We start from the raw sequence: 267 nt of genomic DNA on the forward strand, positions 1-267 counted from the left end.
GAAATGAAGTGAAGGCACGAAGCAAAGAGGCAGCACTTTTGCTGATAGCAAGTGTTTTGACAGTAGCAGGAACGGATGTGAAGCCAATCATTGTTCACGCTTACGTAGAGAAATCGAGCGAGGATACAGTTGAATTGCCACCAGACGTGATCGAAACACTGGAAGAGCTGCAAGAAAATTATTTGCCAGCCATTCAAGACTTGCATGTCAATTATTTTGGGAATCGAAGCGACTCCTATATCCTGAACCTATCTGACCAGAAAAGTG

General features: G+C 43.8%; 1 pseudogene. It reads left to right on the top strand.

Going from position 1 to position 267, the window contains the following annotated elements:
- Nucleotides 1-267, top strand: a pseudogene (locus tag SB775_RS30195) (YcdB/YcdC domain-containing protein); the annotation flags it as partial.

Source organism: Peribacillus sp. SIMBA_075 (assembly GCF_046534585.1).